This window comes from Azospirillum sp. B506 (genome assembly GCF_000333595.1).
Lineage (GTDB): Bacteria > Pseudomonadota > Alphaproteobacteria > Azospirillales > Azospirillaceae > Azospirillum.
In genome coordinates this window covers 1-2,131 of the sequence record NZ_BADK01000707.1, presented here as the reverse complement: position 1 = coordinate 2,131, position 2,131 = coordinate 1, and the positions used below count along the sequence as shown (strand labels likewise).

The 2,131-nt window shown below is 64.4% G+C and carries 3 protein-coding genes; all 3 read right to left on the bottom strand.

Annotation, left to right across the window (positions count from 1 at the left end; translation table 11 throughout):
* Window positions 1–95 precede the first annotated feature (95 nt).
* Window positions 96–431: a hypothetical protein gene (locus I71_RS21120; RefSeq protein ID WP_042697665.1), complete on the bottom strand. Its 336-nt coding sequence runs from the start codon at window positions 429–431 to the stop codon at window positions 96–98.
* A 232-nt stretch (window positions 432–663) separates the two neighbouring features.
* On the bottom strand, window positions 664–1,437 hold the full coding sequence (locus I71_RS21115) for a ferredoxin--NADP reductase (protein ID WP_042697662.1): 774 nt from the start codon (window positions 1,435–1,437) through the stop codon (window positions 664–666).
* 238 nt (window positions 1,438–1,675) lie between these two features.
* Window positions 1,676–2,131 (bottom strand): DUF2083 domain-containing protein (locus I71_RS21110; protein WP_042697659.1); only part of this gene is annotated, 456 nt, incomplete at its 5' end.

Genomic DNA, 2,131 nt, shown 5'->3' with positions numbered 1-2,131 from the left:
GGCGCAGCAGACCCTCGTTGCCGACGATGACGCGGGGTGATGACTTCGGGATAGCGGTTGGCGAGGTCGATCAGCGAGGCGATCTCCGCCTCGTTCTAGTCGGTGCGCGACGACAGCCACGCCCCCATGGTGACCTGCATGCCATGCTTGCGCGCCAGTTCCGGCACCACTTGCAAGCCTTCCAGCGAGGTGTAGGTGCGGATGCCGGCCACCTGCGGCGCCAGTGCGGCGAGGTCCTCCTCGATCTGGACGGTGGAGGGCAGCACGCCGGTCAGCGGGCTCTGCCCGTCGCGGAAGGGCGCGAAGGACACGCTGCGCAGCTTGCCGCCGGGCGGCGGGTCGAGCGGCACCGGCAGGTTCGGCAGGGACCACACGGCGAGATTGGCGAGGCCGGCGACGAGCAGCGCGGCGAGGATGAGGATCAGGCGCATGGGCGGGATGTCTACACCAAAGGCTTGACGGTTTGAACGGCGACCGTCGCACCAACAGGCCGGACGCCGATTTTATTCACGGAGGCGGACAGAAAATGGGCGCATCCCCCGGAGGAGATGCGCCCAGTCGGTCAAGGATTGAGTGACGTGCCGTCGTCACGGATTGGTAAACCGGCGGGAGGGGGAGTTTATTCCGTGGAAAATAGGATACGCCCTCCCCTCAGCGCTCCCCTCACCGCTCGACAAACGCCTTCTCGATGACGAAGCCGCCAGGCTCACCGTTGGTGCCCATGGCGAAGCCGCGCTTTTCCATCATCGCGGTGGTCTCGGCCAGCATCGCCGGGCTGCCGCAGATCATCACGCGGTCCTTCTCGGCGTCCAGCTCCGGCAGGCCGAGGTCTTCGTACAGCTTGCCGGTCTCCATCAGCGTGGTCAGGCGGCCCTGGTTGCGGAAGGGCTCGCGCGTCACCGTCGGGTAATAGAGCAGCTTCTCCTTCACCTGCTCGCCGAAGAACTCGTTCTCCGGCAGGCTGTGGTGGATCAGGTCGTCATAGGCCAGCTCCGCCACGGTGCGGGTGCCGTGGGTCAGGATCACCCGGTCGAACTTCTCGTACATCTCCGGGTCCTTGATGATGCTGAGGAACGGCGCCAGACCGGTGCCGGTGCTCAGCAGATACAGGTTCCGCCCGGGAAGCAAATTGTCGGCGATCAGCGTGCCGGTCGCCTTTCGGTTCACCAGCAGCGTGTCGCCTTCCTTCAGGTGCTGCAGGCGCGAGGTCAGCGGGCCGTCCTGCACCTTGATGCTGAAGAACTCCAGCGTCTCCTCATAATGCGCGCTGACGAGGCTGTAGGCGCGCAGCAGGGGCCGGCCTTCGACCTCCAGCCCGATCATGGTGAACTGCCCCGGCAGGAAGCGGAAGGACGGATCGCGCGTGGTGGTGAAGCTGAACAGCGTGTCGGTCCAGTGGTGAACGGTCAGCACGCGCTCTTTGATCAAGTTGCTCATGGGGCGTTCCAAAACCTGTCGAGGCCAAGCTCTGTTGGCAATGTTCAATACAGAAGTCCGGGACGCTGCGTTCAGGTGGCCGGTGCGCAAACACGCATGCGGAGCTGCCGCGACGCAACGGCCGAAACCTATCAACAATCCCGACCGAAGGCCACGGATTTATACCAGTCAAATGACGGGCTTTCCGGAAAACAACACTAATATTTTCGTATAACATTGATCCCGGTCAATTCCCGACTTACTCGGCGCTGGGCGGCGCGAACAGGTAGGGCGACAGGCCGCGCAGATTCTCATCGACGATAAGCCGATGATTCAGCGGCGGGAATGCCCGCTGCGAGCAGTCCAGCCGCGGACAGAGCCGGCAGTTCACCCCGATCGGCGTGGCGGCATCGGTGTTGGTCAGGTCGAACCCGTCCGCATAGGTGACTTGAGCGGCATGCTGGACGTCGCAGCCCAAAGCCACAGCGAATTGCTGCGGCGGGCTGCGATGGCCGCCGCCGGCCTTCACCACCGTGCGGGCGATGGAGAAGTACGCGGTGCCGTCCGGCATCTCCGCCATCTGGCTGTGGATCTTGCCTGGCGTGCGGAAGGCCTCATAGACGATCCAGCGCGGGCAGCCTCCGCCGAAGCGGCAAAGTGGAAGCCGGCGCCGGAAAAGCGCTTCGAGACGTTGCCCGCGCTGTCCACCCGCATG

Excerpts from the sequence above, each read along its gene's own strand:
- I71_RS21120 (WP_042697665.1), bottom strand. The coding sequence starts at position 431 with ATGCGCCTGATCCTCATCCTCGCCGCGCTGCTCGTCGCCGGCCTCGCC.
- I71_RS21115 (WP_042697662.1), bottom strand. The coding sequence starts at position 1,437 with ATGAGCAACTTGATCAAAGAGCGCGTGCTGACCGTTCACCACTGGACC.